The sequence below is a fragment of the Aeromonas popoffii genome, assembly GCF_037818705.1.
Classification (GTDB): Bacteria; Pseudomonadota; Gammaproteobacteria; order Enterobacterales; family Aeromonadaceae; genus Aeromonas; species Aeromonas popoffii.
In genome coordinates this window covers 2362867-2380763 of record NZ_CP149129.1, presented here as the reverse complement: position 1 = coordinate 2380763, position 17897 = coordinate 2362867, and the positions used below count along the sequence as shown (strand labels likewise).

Annotated in this window: 17 protein-coding genes and 3 pseudogenes; 7 read left to right on the top strand and 13 right to left on the bottom strand. The window is 57.4% G+C overall.

All coding sequences use genetic code 11. From position 1 onward, the window contains the following. Positions 1-38: 38 nt before the first annotated feature. Complete coding sequence (gene pdxY / locus WJM78_RS10915; protein ID WP_339015655.1) at positions 39-902, top strand: pyridoxal kinase PdxY; 864 nt, start codon at positions 39-41, stop codon at positions 900-902. Positions 903-1037: 135 nt separating this feature from the next. Here the strand turns inward: pdxY and WJM78_RS10910 are convergent, their stop codons facing one another. From WJM78_RS10910 to cyaB, 6 genes are all read right to left on the bottom strand, one after another. Beyond that, positions 1038-1370, bottom strand: a complete 333-nt coding sequence (locus WJM78_RS10910; protein WP_339015653.1) for an antibiotic biosynthesis monooxygenase — start codon at positions 1368-1370, stop codon at positions 1038-1040. A 117-nt stretch (positions 1371-1487) separates the two neighbouring features. Next, on the bottom strand, positions 1488-2606 hold the full coding sequence (locus WJM78_RS10905) for a glycerol dehydrogenase (protein ID WP_339015651.1): 1119 nt from the start codon (positions 2604-2606) through the stop codon (positions 1488-1490). 225 nt (positions 2607-2831) lie between these two features. Further along, positions 2832-3338 (bottom strand): GNAT family N-acetyltransferase, encoded by a 507-nt coding sequence (locus WJM78_RS10900; protein ID WP_339015649.1) that lies wholly within the window; start codon positions 3336-3338, stop codon positions 2832-2834. A 177-nt stretch (positions 3339-3515) separates the two neighbouring features. After that, positions 3516-3908 (bottom strand): NUDIX domain-containing protein, encoded by a 393-nt coding sequence (locus WJM78_RS10895; protein WP_339015647.1) that lies wholly within the window; start codon positions 3906-3908, stop codon positions 3516-3518. 25 nt (positions 3909-3933) lie between these two features. Then, positions 3934-4446, bottom strand: a complete 513-nt coding sequence (locus tag WJM78_RS10890) for a DUF4823 domain-containing protein (RefSeq protein ID WP_339015645.1) — start codon at positions 4444-4446, stop codon at positions 3934-3936. Positions 4447-4525: 79 nt separating this feature from the next. Next, positions 4526-5068, bottom strand: a complete 543-nt coding sequence (gene cyaB / locus WJM78_RS10885) for a class IV adenylate cyclase (protein ID WP_275930829.1) — start codon at positions 5066-5068, stop codon at positions 4526-4528. Positions 5069-5476: 408 nt separating this feature from the next. Between cyaB and WJM78_RS10880 the strand changes: the two genes are divergently transcribed. Both WJM78_RS10880 and WJM78_RS10875 read left to right on the top strand, forming a co-directional pair. Continuing rightward, positions 5477-6322: a DUF5718 family protein gene (locus WJM78_RS10880; RefSeq protein WP_339015643.1), complete on the top strand. Its 846-nt coding sequence runs from the start codon at positions 5477-5479 to the stop codon at positions 6320-6322. Positions 6323-6585: 263 nt separating this feature from the next. Continuing rightward, positions 6586-7026 carry an acetyltransferase gene (locus WJM78_RS10875; RefSeq protein WP_339015641.1) on the top strand — a complete coding sequence of 147 codons (441 nt, stop codon included), beginning with the start codon at positions 6586-6588 and terminating at the stop codon, positions 7024-7026. Here the strand turns inward: WJM78_RS10875 and WJM78_RS10870 are convergent. The 6 genes and pseudogenes from WJM78_RS10870 to WJM78_RS10845 form a co-directional block, all read right to left on the bottom strand. Then, positions 7023-7522: pseudogene (locus WJM78_RS10870) on the bottom strand (transposase); the annotation flags it as partial. The gene WJM78_RS10875 and the pseudogene WJM78_RS10870 overlap by 4 nt on opposite strands. A gap of 176 nt (positions 7523-7698) precedes the next feature. Then, positions 7699-7812 (bottom strand): annotated as a pseudogene (locus tag WJM78_RS10865) (IS6 family transposase); the annotation flags it as partial. A gap of 93 nt (positions 7813-7905) precedes the next feature. Beyond that, the gene (locus WJM78_RS10860; RefSeq protein ID WP_339015840.1) at positions 7906-8835 is read right to left on the bottom strand and encodes an MBL fold metallo-hydrolase; all 930 of its coding nucleotides are present in this window, start codon (positions 8833-8835) and stop codon (positions 7906-7908) included. A 98-nt stretch (positions 8836-8933) separates the two neighbouring features. Next, positions 8934-9321: pseudogene (locus tag WJM78_RS10855) on the bottom strand (IS30 family transposase); the annotation flags it as partial. Positions 9322-10712: 1391 nt separating this feature from the next. Continuing rightward, a complete protein-coding gene (locus tag WJM78_RS10850) occupies positions 10713-12116 on the bottom strand; it encodes a DEAD/DEAH box helicase (protein WP_108536749.1) in 1404 nt (467 codons plus the stop codon). Between the two features lie 217 nt (positions 12117-12333). Beyond that, complete coding sequence (locus tag WJM78_RS10845; RefSeq protein WP_108536750.1) at positions 12334-12810, bottom strand: glutathione peroxidase; 477 nt, start codon at positions 12808-12810, stop codon at positions 12334-12336. A gap of 292 nt (positions 12811-13102) precedes the next feature. Between WJM78_RS10845 and WJM78_RS10840 the strand changes: the two genes are divergently transcribed. The 4 genes from WJM78_RS10840 (at position 13103) to WJM78_RS10825 (ending at position 16871) form a co-directional block, all read left to right on the top strand. Beyond that, entirely contained in the window at positions 13103-13711 is a 609-nt protein-coding gene (locus tag WJM78_RS10840) for a 2OG-Fe(II) oxygenase (protein ID WP_042034837.1), read from the top strand. A gap of 192 nt (positions 13712-13903) precedes the next feature. After that, positions 13904-14893: a D-alanine--D-alanine ligase gene (locus WJM78_RS10835; protein ID WP_339015636.1), complete on the top strand. Its 990-nt coding sequence runs from the start codon at positions 13904-13906 to the stop codon at positions 14891-14893. 235 nt (positions 14894-15128) lie between these two features. Then, entirely contained in the window at positions 15129-15893 is a 765-nt protein-coding gene (locus WJM78_RS10830; RefSeq protein ID WP_339015634.1) for a tRNA-uridine aminocarboxypropyltransferase, read from the top strand. 198 nt (positions 15894-16091) lie between these two features. Next, entirely contained in the window at positions 16092-16871 is a 780-nt protein-coding gene (locus WJM78_RS10825; RefSeq protein ID WP_212514264.1) for a TSUP family transporter, read from the top strand. A 41-nt stretch (positions 16872-16912) separates the two neighbouring features. On the opposite strand, the gene WJM78_RS10820 is transcribed toward WJM78_RS10825, so the two are convergent. Next, positions 16913-17800, bottom strand: a complete 888-nt coding sequence (locus WJM78_RS10820; protein ID WP_339015632.1) for a LysR family transcriptional regulator — start codon at positions 17798-17800, stop codon at positions 16913-16915. Between the last annotated feature and the right edge of the window lie 97 nt (positions 17801-17897).

Sequence of the window (17897 nt, the reverse complement as noted above, 5' to 3'; positions counted from 1 at the left end):
TTGCGCCTTTCCCCTGACTCTTCTCTGCGGTGATGTCGATGAAACGCATTCTCTCAATCCAGTCCCACGTGGTGTTTGGCTGTGCCGGTAACAGCGCCGCCGTGTTTCCCATGCGCCGTCTCGGCATGGAGGTGTGGCCCGTCAACACGGTGCAGTTCTCCAACCACACCCAATACGCGGCAGGCTGGCAGGGGATGGCGATGCCTGCCGGTCACATCAGTGCCCTGTGCAAGGGGCTGGGGGATATCGAGGTGCTGGGCCAGTGCGACGCCGTGCTGAGCGGCTATCTGGGCTCTGCCGAGCAGGGGGACGAGATCCTGACTGTGGTGGCTGCGGTCAAGGCCGCCAATCCTGATGCCATCTATTTCTGCGATCCCGTCATGGGACACCCGGAGAAAGGGTGCATAGTCGCCCCCGGCGTCACCCGTTTTCTCACCGAGCAGGCGCTGCCGGTGGCCGACATCATGGCCCCCAACTTGCTGGAGCTGGAGACACTGTGTGACACGCACCTGGCGGATCTGATCCAGACGCGCGCGGCGGCGCATCAGCTGCTGGCCCGGGGGGTGAAGATGGTGCTGGTCAAGCATCTGGGTCGCGCCGCTCGCGAGCCGGGTCGCTTCGAGATGCTCTTGGCTACCCCGGATGGGGATTACCTGATCGCCCGTCCGCTCTATGAATTTGCCCGTCAGCCGGTGGGAGTGGGGGATCTCATCAGTGCCCTGATGCTGGCCAATCTGCAGGCGGGCTTTGATGCCGTGACGGCGTTTGAACGCACCAATGCGGCGGTGGACACTGTGCTGTTGCACACCTGGCAGGCACAGGCTTATGAGTTGCAGCTGATCACGGCGCAGGCGGCATTTGCCGAGCCTGTGATCACGGCGCGGGCCGAACGGCTGGCCTGATACCGGTTCCCTTTAAGAACCGGGTGGCGTGATTATCCGGATAGCCCAGCTGGTGATTCCGCATGGGCCAGATGGCTATGTCAGTGCCAGGCTCTGCGGGTAATAAATGTGTGGCCCGCGGGCCTTGGCTGCTTGCTATGAGCTCCTGATGCTCTGGCCTGGTCCGGTCCTCTGGCACTGTGCCACCGCCTGATAGTGCTCCACCGTGGGGAAGGGGTCGTAGAAGTGATGCAACAACGCCTTCCACTGCTGGTACTGGGGTGAGCCGCGAAAGCCCTGAGTGTGATCTTCGAGCCGCTGCCAGCTGACCAACAGCAGATAGCGGTGGGGATCGGTCAGCGAGTGCTGCAACTGGTGCCCGGCGTAACCCGGCATGGCACTGATGATGGCCTGGGCTTGGCCAAAGGCTTGCTCGAAGGCGGCAGCCTGCCCCGGGATGACCTGCAGATGAGCGACTTCCAATATCATGGTGACTCCTTGTTCTGAGAGGGGAAGGGGCATTCCAGCATTTCGGGGCGCAATAGACAAGGCCAGCCGCACGGCTGGCCTTGTCATTGTTGATCAGGGATGCGTTTTATCCATTGATCAATGGTTGGGGTGGCGGGCCCGATAGCGCTCTGCCATGGCGTTGGCCGCGATCATGGCGCCGTAGACATCCTGCTCGTTCACGGCCATGGGCATGTTGCCCATGGTGTCGAGGGGATCGCAGGCAAGCGCTGCCACCTGGCGCCACTCGCTCTCGACAAAGCGGGTCAGCCCCATCTCCTGCAGTGTCATGGGCAGACCGGCGACATGAATGATGCGCATCACCTCGTCGAGTTCGGCCTGGGGGGCGCGCTCCAGCACCAGCTGGGTCAGCAGCCCGAAGACCACCTTCTCTCCGTGCTGGGCACGGTGCAGCTCGGGCACGACCGACATGCCGTTGTTGACCGCATGGGCCGCCGCCAGACCACCGGCCTCGGCGCCGACCCCGCTCAGGTAGATGGTGGCCTCGATGATCTGTTCCAGCGCCGGCGTGGTGACATGATGACGCACCGCGTCCATTGCCATCTCGATATTTTCCCCCAGCAGTTCATAGCAGAGCCGGGCCAGGCCAAGCCCGGTGCGGGAGGGGCGTTTTCCCACCAGGTTGATGCCATCGGCCCGATAACAGGCGCGGGCTTCGAAATAGGTGGCCAGCGCATCCCCCACGCCGGCGGCGAAGAAGCGGACAGGGGCCGCCGCTATGATGGCGGTGTCGGCGATCACCACGTCCGGGTTCTGGGGCAGGAACAGATAGCGCTCGAACTCGCCCGCCTGATTGTAAATGACCGCCAGCGCGGTACAGGGGGCATCGGTGGAAGCGATGGTGGGGAACAGCACCACGGGGCGGCGCAGATAAAAGGCGACGGCCTTGGCCACGTCCAGGGTCTTGCCGCCGCCGATCCCGACGATCACGTTAGCGCCCTGCTGTTCGGCGAGATCGCAGAGGCGGCGGATTTCGATGTCGGTACATTCGTAGTTGAACTTCTCGACCGCACCCGTCAAGCCTGCTTGCAGCAGGCCGGCCAGCGCCTCTTCACGCACCCGTTCCAGGATGAACTCGTCGCTGACGAGCAGGGCGTTGTCGCCAAAATCTTTCACATGATCATGGAGTTGGGGCAGAAGGTCATGACCGATGATGAATTTTTTTGGGGAGGTGACGGTACGAGGCAGAATAGGCATGCAGGATTCCTCAAGGCTGTGAGTGGTACCCGGTTGGTATGCAAACGGGTCTTTCTTGCACACCATACGCCTCGTCCGCCATCAGGTGAAGGGAGAGTGGGACTCATCTCTCGATTAAATTAATCAAGGCGCCTGTTTGATGGTTTGCTCGGGGCAATGAGATGCCGATGGCAAGCATGCACCCTCTCTGGGAGCCGGGCGCAAGGCCATCTTTGCAGGGGAAACTCAGAGCGGCTTGTAGAAGAAGAGGGTGGCCGCCAGGGGGCCGTCGGCACTGCGGGCAAAGTCCGGGATCTGGCCAGCCTCCTGATAGCCCAGCTGGCGATAGAGGCGGGAAGCCACATCGCCGACCCGGGTATCGAGCACCAGCAGGGTACGCCCGGCGTCACGGGCCCCTTGCTCCAGGGCGGCCATCAGGGCGCGGCCGATCCCCTTGCCACGGGCGTGACTGTGTACCATCAGTTTCTCCACCTCTGCCCGGTGGCGGCCGTTGGCCTTGGTACAGAGCGCCAGTTGCACGGCGCCGACCAGCTGATGCTGCTCGAAGGCGACCCAGAGCCGACGGCGGCCTGCCGCCAGCTCCGTTTCGATCCCTTGCCAGTATCCCAGCCCCTGCTCTTCCGTCAGCGGCGGTAAAAATCCCACGGAGGCGCCGCTTGCCACGCTGTCTTGCAGCAGGGTGATGAGCGCAGGCTTGATGCCCAGGGTGGAATCAACCTCAACTATGTCCATCGGGAGTCCTTGTCAAACGTGGTCACGACAGCGGGCATGCGCCGCTGTGCGGCAAACAGAGATAAGGTATCCGTGTTTTACCGCATGACTGGTTAGCCTCGCCGTTTCTGACGCCGATTTCAAGCCGAAGGCCCCAGTTGGTTGCGCCGGATCACGCTTGCCTGCCTGCGCTATGCCTCAGCGAATGAGCCCCTGCTCTGCCAGCCAGGTAAACAGCAGGCGTGAGACGGGGGAGATCTCGGCCAGATGGCGGCTGTCCAACCAGCGCAGCTCGGCGATCTCGGCCGATGCAACAGGCGTACCGCTGGCCTCGCCGGTGTAACAGCGTAATCGGACTTGTACGCCTTCAGGCTTGCCATCGGCCTGGGCACGGAACTCGCAGACAAGGCGCAGGCTGTCGGCTTGCAGGGTCACGCTCAGCTCTTCCTCTATTTCCCGCACCAGCGCAGTTTCATCGCTCTCTCCCGTCTCGCGTTTGCCGCCGGGAATGTAGTAGATGGCCTTGCCATGGGAGCGGGCGCAGAGCAGTTGCTGATCCTGGAAGGTCAGCCAAGCGAGTTTGTCGATCATGGTTTTGTCCCGGTGGTTGAAATGGTCAGTAGAGAGCATTCACGTATTTTTCGGTCGGTTCAGGCAGTAGATCTTGTGGATGATCGCCACCAAATGTAGCCCATTTGCTTTTTCCCTTAAATGAGCTGTTTGCTATGCTCTTTTTGCTCATTGTGTCGTAGATAACTACCTGAATTTCAATTACATCCGGTTTTCCAGACCATTCTGTTGCCCGCTCCTCCCAATGTAGAATGACGGGTTTCACATAATATCTGAACTGAGTCGGTTCAATGTTGTTCAGGCAAGGATCTCCATGACAACTGGTCGTGATCTCGACTTTGTGGGCTTTCTTGGAAAATGCAGCATAGATTGCTTGGGCTGTCATTTGTCCCGAATTCTGATACTGCGTAGTTTCATATGACCCATCTTGGGGTTGCGAAATGAGTACCCCCTGACTGGCATCGAGTTTATTAGCCATCGTTTGTACATCAGCTTGTTGATAGGTCGAGCTGCAGCCGACAGCAAGCAAGGAAAAAAGGGCACCGAGATAGGGCTTCAAAATACATTCCTTTGTTTAATCAGTTGTTTTTTGATTTTTAGATAAAGTGTGATTTTTATACCAAAGTTAAAAATATAACTTATTGATTAAGCTCACATAACTCCTTATAGGATCGATATTCTCGCTGCTTCAAGCCCAGCTTTATCGCCAGATGCTCCAACTCGGCTCTATATTCCTCCAACCGATCTTCGTCATCGGTCATGATGGCCAGCTCGGCAAAATCGCCGAGCCCGTCCAAGTGATCCAGAGTGACGTGGAAAGGGCCAACAAAGTAGATGCTGCGCCGCTTGCTGATGGCCAGCACCTGCTGATAACCCAAGGTCTGCAGCATGCTCGCAGCCTTGTCGGCGTCCGTGATATTGACCGCCTCGCAGCGATCCCGCTCGGGCCCCTTGACGATCCAGAGCTTTATGCCGGAAGGCTGCATGGTACGGATCACCAAGCTCTTGCCCTCTCTGGCCAGGGTAGGTTCCGGTGTGTCGAAGTAGCTGTCCTGTTCCAGATTGTTTTCCAGCATGACTTCCGGATCCAGCGTCTTGAGCGCGGAGATGAAGGCGGGTCTGTCATCCAGTCGATATTTGAATTCGACTTCATAGCGGCCCTGAAAATGATCCTGTGACATAGAGGCTGTCCTTGTAAGCTTGCTGGACGGCAGCCTACCAAAGTTGACGGGTTGGGCCAAGGGATCAGCCTTGCTGGAGGTGAAAACGATCTGTTTCCCGTCGGGCTCGTTTGCGCTTTGCGATTTTCCAGCAGAGCGCTTTTCTGCAGGCGTTGCTGATCGGCGGATTGCCTTTGTCAGTGATGCGGCTGGCCGCCAGTCTGTCAGCAAGAGAGAGAATGAAAAACGGGTGTTAACAGGTGGTGGGTCCTGGTTAGAGAGTCGCCAATGGGCGCCGAAAAGTTCGGGCTGGCGCACAGGATGGGGCGTCCGGGCTGGGCGAGGGCCAGTCACTGTGGTTTAATCCTTGCCACTTTCGTGGTAGCGGATCCCGTTGGGTGGGTCCTTTGGCAAGATGCAGGTGATCAGATGCAAGTGACAACAGAGAGCAAGTTTATCGGACTCGGGGTGGCGGGTAATTTCGCCGGTCATCTGGAGCAGGCAGGAGAAGCCTCGGATTTCGTGGCTGTGGTGGTACGTGACACCAGCGCACCCAAGGCGCTGTTCCCCTTTTATGTGCCGGGTCATCCGGGCCAGCTCGGTGTCTTTCCCCTGAGCGAGAAGGCGATCTTCTTGCCAGAGGCGGCGGTCAGCGGTGACGAGAAGGTGCAGATCGAGCCGGAAGTGGTGCTCTGGTGCGAGCTGGAATATGCGGGTACTCAGGTGTCGGCCATCCATCCCCGCGCCTTTGGTGCCTACAACGACTGCTCCATCCGTCGTCCCAATGCCAAAAAAATCAGCGAGAAGAAGAACTGGGGGGAAGAGAGCAAGGGGCTGGCGGCCAATCTGTTGCCACTTTCCCATTTCGCAGCCGGTTGCGAGCTCGATGACTATCGCATCGCCTGTTACCTTGAGCGTGACGGCGAGCTGCACGCTTATGGGGTAGACAGCGCTGCCGTCGATTACAGCTATTTTCATCAACAGCTGCTGGACTGGGCCATCGACAAGTTCAACCATCAGCAGGATGAGGGCCCGGCGGAGCATATCCAGGGGCTGTTGGCTCAGGCTGGCTACCCGTCCCATGCGCTCATCAGCATAGGGGCTACCCGTTATACCCCCTTTGGCGAGACCCACTTCCTCAAACCGGGCGACACCGCCTGCGTGCTGGTCTATCCGGCCAGCCGCTATGGCGAAAGTGACATCCGCGACGCCATTCGCAGCCGCCAGTTCGGGCCTGACGTGTCAGTCCTGCTGCAGGCGGTCAAGACCCGCTGATGCCACCCCCTTCCCCCGTGTCTGCGGGGGAAGACTCGCCCTCCTGCCATCCCGTTCCCCACGGTGGCCATCGTCTGGCAACAGGATTGCTATCAGGTGATGCGGTTGTCGGGGGAAGGGCGGGAGGCGGTCCACCGACGGTATGAACAGCTGGTTTTCCAGGTCGTTATCGAGCAGGGATTTGTCATCCAGCAAGCGGATGGCAGTGACACAGTCGAGACTTCTTGGTAAGGCTGTCCGTCCCACATAACAAGAGTCATATCATGCAGATTGAACAAGCAAATACGCGGGATCACCTGACCCTTATCGCCCTCTGGGAAGCCTCGGTGCGTGCCACTCACCATTTTCTGCCAGAGGCTGAGATTGATGCCCTCAAGCCGCTGCTCCTGGAGCACTATTTCGCCGCCGTCGATCTGGTCTGTGCCAGGGATGAGGCTGCTGGTATCGTCGGCTTTTGCGGTGTGCTCGATGGCAATATCGAGATGCTGTTTATCGCACCCGAGGCAAGAGGCTGTGGTATCGGGCGCCAGCTGGTGGCCCATGCCATCAGCTGCCAAGGGGCGACCCGGGTGGACGTCAACGAACAGAATGGGCAGGCACTCGGCTTCTATCAACGCATGGGCTTCGTCATGACGGGACGCTCGCCACTGGATGGCCAGGGCAAGCCCTATCCGCTGTTGCATATGGTGCTGGCATCCTGCTAACAAAACCTCTCCACAAAGCGCAAACAGATCACGGCACACGCCAGCATTAGCAATGCAAAAGGGATATCCAGCCGTCGTTCGAAACCAATACGCAGCTCGCCAAAGCCGGCTAACCACCCATGAGTTCGCTCTACGGCCCAGCGATGACGATCCAATCGCTCATTGCTATCGACGATGCCCCGCCGGGCAATGTGAGCATTGACTCCCCGTTGCCTCAGATAATCACAGTCACGGCGAAAGTCATATCCCTTGTCTGCGTGCAACTTGTCTGGGCGGCGCCTTGGCCGTCCTCTCTTACCTGCTAACACGGGGAGAACATCTAGCAGTGGCTCGAACATCATTGAGTCATGGCGATGGGCACTTGAGACAAGCACTGCGAGTGCGATGCCCTGACGTTCCAACACTATGCGCCATCTTGGTGTCGCTGGGTCAGCATAGCTACGTGACGTCGTTGCCAGATACCTTGAGCCTGCCAATCAGGCAGGCGACGCCAGCAGTCATCCCGCCTATGTGGGGATTGGCATCATTCGAATCAATTCGGTTTTATTCGCGGCCCTTATTATCTGAATTCGTGGGTTGATTAAAAATAACCCACTCATGCTCTTGCCCCAGATACTGAGCGAAGGATTTTGACAGCAAAATGAATGTTAATCATTGATGCGGTTGGCCTGTCATCTCTTCGACGTTTCGCTGGCTCAGTGAATAGGCGAGGTATCCGTATATACACTGAGCCATCATATCTACGGGATAATTCCGAGGTTTGAACGCTTTGCGGATCAGAGACATCTGTGAGTAGCATCACGACAGTATGTTACCTGACAACGAATTAATGCGACAAAACCCTGTTACCCGACGACATTTTAATGAAAAAGAATCATGTTAATGGGCTGGAAGTGTCAATTTTTCAATGCTAACTGTATCACCAATGTTAATTCTCATTAAGTCCTCGCCAACTACTACCGGCCCTATATATGTCTCTCTGGTAAGAGGGACCAGTTCATCGACGCTAGGTGCCGGAAAAGAACTATTACCTAACAGAACAATATGAGTATAAACAGCAAGTTTTGGCTTGACAGCACTAAATACTCTTCCAGCATCATCAGGGGGGGTATGCAATCCCACGATACCTCTAACCGCTTCAGATTGGGCTAATAATTTTGGATTTGCTGCGATTACTTCATGAATAATAACATCCGTATCCTTTGCGAATTTTATCAGGTTTTTGTTAAAGCGAGTATCGCCAGAGATAACAACAGATTTCCCAGCATAGTCTACTCGATAACCGAATGCAGGGGTAAGATCAGGATGTCCATGGTCGACAAGAAATGCAGTCACCACTACGCCATTTCTATTAAAAACAACACCTTCTTTAATTTCTGTTGCGGTAAAAGCGACAACAGGCTTTCCTGGGCCACGTTCCCTACCATGGATATCCCAATCAAACGCTTTCCTTAAGTACATCATCATATTTTTAGTCCCTTCAGGTCCATAAACTTCCAACGGAGTTTTACGACCGCCGTAGGGAGTTGCAACATAACCATTCAACCAAATATCAGGGATATCAACTGTATGGTCGGAATGAAGATGTGTCAGGAAAAAGGGACCGGCGTTACCGAGAGGAATACCTAGCTGCCATAACCGTTTTGCCGTACCAGCCCCAGCATCGAAAACCATTTTTTCCGACCCTGCCTCTACGAGTACACTTGGGCCAAAGCGCTGAATAGATGGTTCTGGATTTCCTGTACCAAGCAACGTGACTTTTATAGAAGGTTTGCTTTCTGCAAAGACAGAAGGCGCATTAAGTAACATGACAGTTGTAATAATAGTAAGCAGAGTAAATCTCAAGCTTGTAAGTTTTTTTAAAAACATAAAATTAACCTTTTTTGAGGTAACGGCGGATTTAAGTCCTAAGTGCAACGCCAAGCCGCCTTTCTTAGCTCTGCAAACACCACCGAAGGTTGTCTGAACCCAAACCACTTGCGTGGCTTGCTGTTTAGCGTCCCCTGATAGCGTTGTAAATCTTCTTCTGGTCAGCCCCCGTCGGGATAAGCTGGTGAAGAAGCCTGTTTGTGTTCTCATTCAGCCCTCGCTCATAGGAGGCGCAGGGATGAGCGGAGTACATCTCAGCGTCCAATGCTTTGGCTATTACCACTATTATCGAACGTGATGCAATGGCAGACGTCTGAGTTATCATTCAGTAGCGAGATAATGGCATTACTGACCTCGTTATCTGCTTTATAAAAACTTTTTCGTCAGATAAATAAGGCTCTTATACTCTGCGAGTGGCACGATAGCGGTCAGCCTCCCCGTCACCAAGGATTGGGCTCATAGCCCTCAGACGCTCAATTGCGCGATACAGTAGACTTGTAAACACCAAGGTGTTTTCTTAACTCTGCCGGGGTAACATTATCTTCATACAGTAGAGTAATTTGGTATCGTTTCCCTTCTGTTTGCGGCCGGTAGTTCATGACGACCCGCTCATATTCTTTTCGCAGAAAGAGGGATGGCCTATCAGCAGCTAACACCCACTTTACCATCATGACAGAACGTTGAACTTATTGTCTTGATTCACGAAGGAATCTCATTTAGCCCAACAAAGGTTGAGAGTGGAAATCCATCTTAAGTTCATTGGTTAGATGATGTCAGTTGTTATTCAAGGTGCCAGATAGTTGGCGGAGCCTTATCTACTCAGTCACATCGAACGCTATGCTTCTGATGTTTATTTATATTATCGACCACCTGCATCTTGAATGAAGTTGAGTATATCTTTAACACAACACTTGGTGAGCTTTATGTTTACCAAGCTATACGAGGCTATCGTTAATGTGAGATGTAAAGCAAGCACATTTATTGTTTTTTTAAAGTCATTGTCACATATTTAAAATATGAAATATGCGCTTCACTCAAACCGATATTTTTTACACCTTGTGTATAGGTGATAGATATGATTTCAAGTAAAGTCAATGCTTTTTTAAATAAAAACAAAGCGCCTTGTATAGCGAGACGATTAACTTATTCTCGGAACACGCATAGTTGAAGATGTAGTCGGAGGGTAGTTGGAGATATAACTCTTGAAGGGGGGAGACGTCGGCAAGGAACAATGAACAGGGACTGAATCAGGAACAGCATTCCCATGGAAAGTAATACAGTCTCAAACATCACCAGGGAGGCGGTCGTCAGCAATTTTGGCTTACATGGAACAGAGGAAGTCGGATCTTCATCACTGCTAATCGAAGATTCATTTACGCTTGCATTAGGCAACTCTATAGCAATTTCTGACTGATGATACACAGCGACTCGCTGTGTCATGCAAGTTAGCACAACTAAGCAAGTTAGATATAAAAACCATTTAGCAATCCGCTGTCGATCAACCATTAGCCAGAATTTTCATTTTTCATTTGAAAAAGCACAGTATACTATTTATTCATATTGTCAACATAAATATTTGTTTGTATACAAGCAGCACCATAGCTTTTTTAGATGAAAAATATAATAAAGTTCTATAGAAACAGATGGTTGCTATATCAGTTATCGTCTCACTTAGTTGTTTGTTGGACAGTCATCGAGTCAAAGAGGGGATGTTGGAGCGCTTCGAAAGGGTCTTTCCGCATGCACTATCCCGCCAACAAAAAAACCGCCGAAAGGCGGTTTTTTTGTTTTTCAGTGCAGACCGCTCACGGCTGGCATTACTCCTCGTTGGAGTTGTCCTGATAGCTGTCGCGCTGGGCCCGGGGCAGGCGGCGCATCGGGGTGTGCCCTGCGTCTACGCCACCGCGATCCTTCTGGCGCGCCGGTGCCGGTTGCTTGCTGCCATCGGCTTTGGGTTTGCCGGCTCCCGGCTTGCCTTTGCCCTTGGCGGACGCCTTGGCATTGTGCTTGGCGTTGGCATGACCGCGATCCCGCGGCGGGTTTTGTACCGGCTTGCTGCCTGGCAGGGTCTGGCGAGTCGGTTTGCCGCTCGGCTCATAACCTGCCTGGATCTCGCTCGGTATGGTGAGGCCGATCAGGGACTCGATGGCCTTGAGCTGATCCTGCTCATCCTGGCTGACCAGGGAGATGGCTTCGCCGCCCCGACCGGCACGGCCGGTACGACCGATGCGGTGGATATAATCCTCGGCCACCTGAGGCAGCTCGAAGTTGATCACATGGGGCAGCTGATCGATATCGAGACCACGGGCGGCGATGTCGGTGGCGACCAGCACCCGCACCTTGCCTTCCCGAAAATCTGCCAGCGCCCGGTTGCGGGCACCCTGGCTCTTGTCACCGTGGATGGCGACGGTATTGAGGCCGTCTTTTTCCATCTGGTGGGCGAGGCGGTCGGCGATCTGTTTGGTGCGCACGAACACCAGCACCCGTTGCCAGTTATTGCGGCCGATCATGTGGGAGAGCAGCTCGCGCTTGCGCTCGCGGTCGACCTTGATGATGCGCTGGTTGACCTGCTCGGCTGTGGTGTTGCTCGGGCTCACCTCGATCAGGGTCGGGCTCTTTAGCAGATCGTCGGCCAGCTCCTTGATCTCGTTTGAGAAGGTGGCGGAGAACAGCAGCGTCTGCCGCTCTTCCGGCAGCGCCTTCATGATGCGGCGAATGTCGGTGATGAAGCCCATGTCGAGCATGCGATCCGCCTCATCGAGCACCAGCACTTCCAGCTCGGTCAGGGTGAGGGCGCGCTGGGTCAGCAGATCCAGCAGGCGACCCGGGGTCGCGACCAGGATGTCGACGCCAAGCTTGATGGCCTCCAGGTTGGGCTTGATGCTGACGCCACCGTAGGCGATCAGGGTGCGAAACGGCAGGTGATGGGCGTACTTGATGATGCTTTCGCCCACCTGGGCGGCCAGTTCACGGGTCGGGGTCAGCACCAGGGCACGTACCTGACGACGGCCACCGCGGCCATGGTTGGCCAGCAGACGGTGCAACATGGGCAGGGTGAAACCGGCCGTTTTGCCTGTGCCTGTCTGGGCGCCGCCCAGCACATCCTGACCTGCCAGCACAGCCGGAATGGCTTGCTGCTGGATGGGGGTTGGCTGTTCGTAACCCAATTCCTTGACGGCCCGCAGAATGTGCGGTGACAGACCCAGTTCGTTAAATGACATGTTCGAGAGAGACTCCTGAGGTGAGCCTTGGGCTCAACGCGTGACAGACATGCGCTAACGCCTGGTCTGCCACAACATAAGATGCAGCGGGCCACCTTGGCAGCCAGCCGCAACATAGAAAAGATAATGGGGGCGCAATATAGCAGATATGCGGCCTGCACGCAGTAGCCGTATTACTTGCCCGGGCCGCAGTGTGAGTCTGGTTCCGTGACGAGTCTCAGAGCAGTGCGCTTATCTCGTCCAGCAGGCTCTCTGGTTTGGTCTGGGGGGCGAAGCGCTCGACCACCTTGCCCTCGCGGTTGATGAGGAACTTGGTGAAGTTCCATTTGACGTTTTCCAGCCCCAGTAGCCCGGGTTTTTGCTGTTTCAGCCAGCGGTAAAAGGGGTGGGCGTGCTCGCCGTTGACCTCACACTTGGCCATGATGGGGAAGCTCACCGGGTAATCCAGCGAGCAGAAGCGGGCGATGTCGTCCGCATCCCCCGGTTCCTGATGGCCGAACTGATCGCAGGGGAAGCCCAAGATCACCAGCCCTTTGGGTCCCAGCTGCTGGTAGAGCGCCTCCAACCCTGTGTATTGGGGGGTAAAACCGCAGCGGCTGGCCACGTTGACCACCAGGATGACCTGGCCTTGCAGGGCGGTAAGTGAGAGCTCGGAGCCGTCGAGGTGTTGCAGGGTGAAGTCGGGCAAAGACATGGTGCACTCCTGGGGGAATAGGGCCCATTCAGGGCGGTTGTCATGCACGTTAACTGGCCAGGGCGGCGGGGGCAAGGGGCATGTGCCCCGTTTGCGCCATGGCTCTCGCGCGGCATGTCTTCATCTTTTTGTGGATCCGGATCACAGGGCTGCCAAGCCGGTACGATAAAGGGCGCCTTCTGTGGCGCGATAGCGTATTGATGGTGGGACTTCTCAGGAGAAGCAATCTGGTTTGTGTCTTGACCGGGAAGTCGCTAAAAAGCGCCCTCTCTCCACTTATTGTGAGTCACCCTTGGACGATCAAGCCGTCATGGATGCCATTTACACCCGGGGATGGGTGATAGTGGATGATTTTTTAACCGCCGCCGACGTGGATGCCCTCAAAGCCTGTTTGCCGTGCGAGTGGCAACCGGCCGGGATTGGCCGCGCCGCGCTGCATCAGGGTAACCCCGACATTCGCCGTGATCAGATCCACTGGCTGGATCCCGACCTTGGTGCGCCGGTGGCGGCCTATCTTGCGCGCATGGAATCCCTGCGCCTCGCCGCCAACCGCCAGCTGATGCTGGGGCTGTTCGATTACGAAGCCCACTTCGCCCGCTATCGCAGCGGGGATTTCTATGCCACCCACCGCGATGCCTTCGCCGGTCGCTCCAACCGCCGCCTTACGTCGGTCTTCTATCTCAACAACGACTGGCAACCGGAGGCGGGCGGTGTACTCAGGGTCTACGACAACGACGAGCAGTTGCTGATGGATGTCTCTCCCAAGGGGGGGCGGCTGGTATTGTTCCTGTCGGAGGAGTTTCCCCACGAGGTGTTGCCCGCCAATCGGGAGCGTTACAGCATCGCCGGCTGGTTTAGGGTCAATGGCAACGGCGTGGGACGCCTGGATCCGCCCCGCTGACGCCTTTTCGTCCAATTTTTGACACACGGGGGAATTTTTACGGCCAAGAGCCGAGGGATGGGGGGCCCATCAGCTGACAAGGCTTTATTTCCCTTGCTACACTGGCCCGCACTTGGCTTCGTCCGGTTTTTCAGTACGGTTGGATTATCAAATGGTCATGACGAGGCCGCTTTTCCCAAGGGATCACATCTAATGAAGAACATGCATGTCTTGCTGCTGTGCGGCGGCGGTGGTTCAGAGCACGAAGTCTCTCTGCGCAGCGCCAATTTCCTCGAGCAACAACTCGGTTTCCTGCCCGGCGTCGAGGTGACCCGGGTCGAGATGTTCGCTGACCGCTGGCTCTGTGCCGACGGCCGCGAGTGCAAGCTGGGGCTGGACAAGCTGCTCTCGTTTGACAGCGTGGCCCGTCCGGTGGACTACGTGGTGCCCTGCATCCACGGCTACCCGGGTGAGACCGGCGATCTGCAATCTTTCCTCGAACTGGCGGGCCTGCCTTATCTCGGTTGCGATGCCGAGGCGAGCAAGATCTGCTTCAACAAGATCAGCACCAAGCTGTGGCTCTCCGCCATCGGCATCCCCAACACCCCGTACCTGTTCCTGACCGAGCAAAATGAAGCGGCGCTTGCCGAGGCGAAAGCTGCGCTGGCCAAGTGGGGCAAGGTCTTTATCAAGGCCGCCTCCCAGGGTTCTTCCGTGGGCTGCTACTCCGCCAGCAACGAAGCTGACCTGGTGCAGGGCATCAAGGATGCCTTCGGTTACTCCGAGCAGGTGTTGATCGAAAAAGCGGTCAAGCCACGGGAGCTGGAAGTGGCTGTCTACCAGTTCGGTGACGAGCTCATTGCCACCTATCCTGGCGAGATCTGTGTCCCGCAGGACAAGTTCTACACCTATGAAGAGAAGTACAGCAGCGCCAGCCACACGGCGACCAGTCTCACGGCTGAAGGCCTGACCCAGGCGCAGGCCGATGCGATCCACGAGTATGCCCTTAAGGCGTTCCGTCAGCTGAAACTGACACACCTCTCGCGTATCGACTTCTTCCTGACCGACGAAGGGGAGATCCTGCTCAATGAAATCAACACCTTCCCGGGCATGACCTCCATCTCCATGTTCCCGAAACTGCTGGAGCATCACGGTCACAGCTTCGCCCACTACCTTGAGCAGATCCTGCGCAAGGCCGCCTGACAGGCTTGCCGATAACGACAGAGGGGCCCACGGGCCCCTCTGTCGTTATCGCGGTTGGCGATATCACTGGCTTGCAGGGTGAACAACCAGATATGTACCCTTGTTGGATCCGCGAGCAGGGCCATGTGCCGACACTCCGGCTTGTCCCGGAGGGGGGGCCTTGCTGCGCGGCGGGCGGCTCGTTACAATCTGCCCCCTTTTTTTCCGCAAAAGTGCACCGCCCGAGCCGCGCCCCATGAAGCCAATTCCAGATCACGCCGTCAATCGCCTGCGCGCATGGCGCAAGAGCATCTCCACCCGTCCTTTTCTCGCCCGTGGCGGCACAGTGCCACGCTGCGATGCCTGTCAGCTGCGTCGCGACTGGTGCGCCTGCGAATGGCGCCCCGAGCTCAAGGCCGAGGCCGGCTTCTGCCTGCTGATGTATGACAGCGAGCCCATGAAGCCCTCCAACACGGGTCGCCTCATCGCCGATGTGTTGCCGGAGACCACCTGGGCCTTCCTCTGGTCGCGTACCAAGCCCCATCCCGATCTGTTGGCACTGCTGGCCGATCCCGCCTGGCAGCCCTATGTGGTGTTCCCCGCGTGTGAGAAAAACCCGGCGCGAGTGACCGAACAGGTCACGCTCGCCCCTGGCAAGAAGCCGCTCTTCATCCTGTTGGATGGTACCTGGCCCGAGGCACGCAAGATGTTCAACATGAGCCCTTATCTGGATGGCTTCCCGGTGTTGGCGGTCAGGCCGGATGCGCTCTCCACTTATGGCATGCGGGTCGCCAACTGCGACGAGCACCTCTGCACCGCCGAAGTGGCGGCCTGCGTGCTGGAGGTGGCCGGTCAGCTGCAGGCAGGGCAGGCGTTGCAGCTCTGGTTCAATCTGTTCAGCCGCCGCTACATGGCCGGTCGCGTAAGCCGGGCACCGGGTGAGGATGAAATGCAGCTGCAACAGGCGTTGGCCGCGATAAGGGGCAGCGTTCTCGCGGAGCTGGTCGATAGCGTCGCCTGATGGCGGCGAAGGGACAAACAAGGTGAGGCCAACAAGAATGATGAAAATCAGGAATCAATTGGCTGCCACTGTTTCGTTAGCCTCATGGACGCGCGCCCTTTAGGATAGCGTTCACGCCTGCTTGTCCGGCGCGTTCACTCAGTCAGTTAAACCCGGGTTGCCCCCGTGTCGGGCACTCCAATCTCGCGAGGCCTATGGATGGAATTGGAACTGTTAACCCTGCTTGCCCTGTTCGGGGTGGCCCTTATCGCCGGCTTTATCGATGCCATCGCCGGCGGTGGTGGTCTCTTGACCGTGCCAGCCCTGCTGGCCACCGGCATGCCGCCGGCGCTGGTACTGGGCACCAACAAGCTGCAGAGCAGTTTTGGCTCCTTCTCTGCCACCTGGTTCTTTGCCCGCAAGGGGCTGCTGGAGTGGACCATGATCTGGCCTGCGGTGATCTGCACCTTCATCGGCGCCGCCATCGGCACCCTGGCGGTGCAGACCATAGATGCCGCCATTTTGGAGCGCTTGCTGCCCTTTCTGCTGATGGCATTTGCCTGTTACTTCTTCTTCTCCCCCAGGGTGAGCGATGCCGAGAGCTCCCGCCGTCTCACCCCCATGCTGTTTGCGCTGCTGGTGGGGGGCGGGGTGGGCTTTTATGACGGCTTCTTCGGGCCGGGCACGGGGTCGTTTTTTGCCATCGGCTTCGTGGCGCTGGCGGGGTTTGGCATGGCGCGGGCCACGGCTCACACCAAGTTGCTCAACTTCACCTCCAACATCGCCTCCCTGCTGTTTTTCACCCTCGGGGGCAAGGTGGTGTGGAGTGTCGGTTTCTGCATGGCACTGGGGCAGTTTATCGGCGCCCGTTTCGGCTCCAAGATGGTGCTGAAAAAAGGAGTGAAGCTGATCAAGCCGCTGCTGGTGACCGTCTCCTTGCTGATGTCTGCCAAGCTGGTGTGGAGCCAGTATCCCGAGCTGTTTGCCTGGATCCCGTGAGGCGGCAGATTGACCGCCAGCCCCCACGCGCGGGTGTGGGGTTATTGCGCCGCGTCGCCGAGGTGGCGAAACTGCGCGCGCAGCGCACTCACCAGCCGGGCAATGCGCTCCCGCTTCAGGCTGCTCTGGCGGTAGACCAGGTGCAGTGGGCGCCCCAGACCGGGCAAGGGGCGCGCCTTCTCTCCCGGCTCCCCCACCAGTGCCAGCAAGCCCGCCGGCAAGAGCACTGGCCCTATGCCCGCCTTGGCCAGCTCGATCAAGGCCAGATAGGAGTCCAGCTCCATGGCCGGCACCAAGCCCAATTGCGCCAAGGGGTCACGCAGGTAGCGGTTGGAGGGGTTATCCAGATCCATGGTCAGGATCTTGCGTCTGTGCCCCTGACCCTGCGCGAATGGCCGCTGATCTGTCGCAATCCCCTCAGCCTGATCGTTGCCCACCAGATAGAAGGGTTCCTCCAGCAATAGCTCGGCGCCCAGGCCATGGCCGGGCGGCAGACGTCCGGCACAGATGCCGAGCAGGGCGTCGCCACTGCGCACCCGCGCCAGGATCACGGGGGTGTGATGGGTGGAGAGGGCAATGTGAGGATCGCGGCCAAGGTAGTCGTGCATGAAGCGGGCGAGGTAGCCCGCCAGCAGGGTTTCGGAGCAGGCGACGGGCAGGGGAGTCAGATCGGTGAGCGTCTGGCTGTCGGCCAGCACTCCCTTCATCTCGGCGAGACTCGGGGCCACCCGGTCGAGCAGCTCCCGCGCCTGCGGGGTGAGCCGGATCTGGCGGCCATCCGGCTCTATCAGCTTCTTGCCAAGGCGCTGTTCCAGCTGGGCAATGCGCTTGCTCACCGCCGACTGACTGATGTAGAGGCGGCTGGCCACCTTGGCCATGGTGCCCTCGTTTGCCAGCAGGCTGAGCGTCTCCAGCCCTTCCAGTAACATCTTGCCCCCTAGTGGTGCCATCACGCAGATCGAATGGCGCTACCTTAGAGGCTGATGGTCTCAGGAGCAAGTGTCGTTCACCGCCTTGGCTGGCCGC